Consider the following 1,298-nt stretch of genomic DNA (forward strand, 5'->3'; position numbering starts at 1 on the left):
GATAGATCTGCTCCACTTCACGCTCGATCGCGCGGACGTGGCGATCCCACAGTCGCAAATGTTCGACTTCTTGCGCCACCTCGAATTGCAAAGCGGTGAAATCGACGCTATCGCCGTGGAGCTCAATGGTCTCTTCGGCCGCTGCCTTAAGTTTCTCGACCAGCGAATCGATGAAGGGGCCGCTCTTGGGATGATTCCCTGAGGCGTGTTGTGACAGGAATCGGGCGAGCACATCGCGTCGCATGGCTACGACCTTGCGCGGATCCAACAGCTCGCCGAGAATTGCTAGCGTGAGTTGCGTGACCGTATCGGGCAACACAGGCTCAAGCGCCGGGCACGCCCAGCGGATGAGGTCAAGAACGCGGCGCCGCGCGGAACACACTAGCTCCTGATAGCGGTGACGCTGTTTGGTCAGTCGTTGTAGTGAATGTTGCTCGGGCCCTGGCACATGAACTGGGTCGAGGCCACGGCCACCAAAGCCGGGTATTGCGCCCAATACATGTGCATCGGCCGCGTCGGTCTTGGCATGCTCGCTGAGGTATTTGCGTAACGCCTTCACGCGCTGACCCTTGACCCGAATGACTTTGATTCCGGCACGCTGCAGCCAGTTGGCCACCGGAAACCATGCCATGCCGGTTGGCTCCATCACGGCTGTGATCGGCGTATCGGCGCCGACGCCGCTCTTGATGGCTGACACGAAACGCCTGAGGTCGGTTGACGTCAAACGGAAGCGGATCGGTTTGCCAATTGCACGTCCATCATCGAAGATCTGCGCGACCTGAACTGCACTTATTGCCAGATCGATGCCGACGGTCCGGTGACGCACGGGTGCATTGCTGATAGAAGCCATGAGTTATTGTTCTCCTTATCAACGAATCAGAGGGCTCGTCGCTGGGCAGCACTGCCAGGTGTTTCATTCGTGGCCGCTTGAAACTCGCAGATTCATGCGCCACCATCTCGTTACTCTTGCCTGCGCCAGCCCGAACCCCGCAACCATGGGCTTCACATCGTCGGGACGAACTTTGCGGGCTCTCCCACGTTCTTAAGGTCGCCGGGTCCGGTGCCCGCAGGCAAGAGTACCAGCGAGCGAGCGGGCGGAGTTGAACGGCGAGTCAGAAGCGACAGAAGCTCGGCCTCATACTCTTGCCCCTCGGCGTACGTCCTGCACCCCGATTCAGACAAGAAGCTATCGAATTCGACGGTGCGAAGGTCGACCCGCGATCACTTCGTCGAGGCGCCCTGAAGCCCTATCATCGACTTGCCCCTCGGCGTCAACCCCGCACTGCTATAGATACCTG

General features: G+C 59.6%; 1 protein-coding gene. It reads right to left on the reverse strand.

What is annotated here, in order from left to right; genetic code table 11:
* A partial coding sequence (locus DFS13_RS39685) for a transposase (RefSeq protein ID WP_146610063.1) occupies positions 1–850 on the reverse strand: 850 nt, incomplete at its 3' end.
* Positions 851–1,298 lie beyond the last annotated feature (448 nt).

Source organism: Burkholderia sp. 28_3 (assembly GCF_003253915.1).
GTDB lineage: Bacteria > Pseudomonadota > Gammaproteobacteria > Burkholderiales > Burkholderiaceae > Burkholderia > Burkholderia cenocepacia.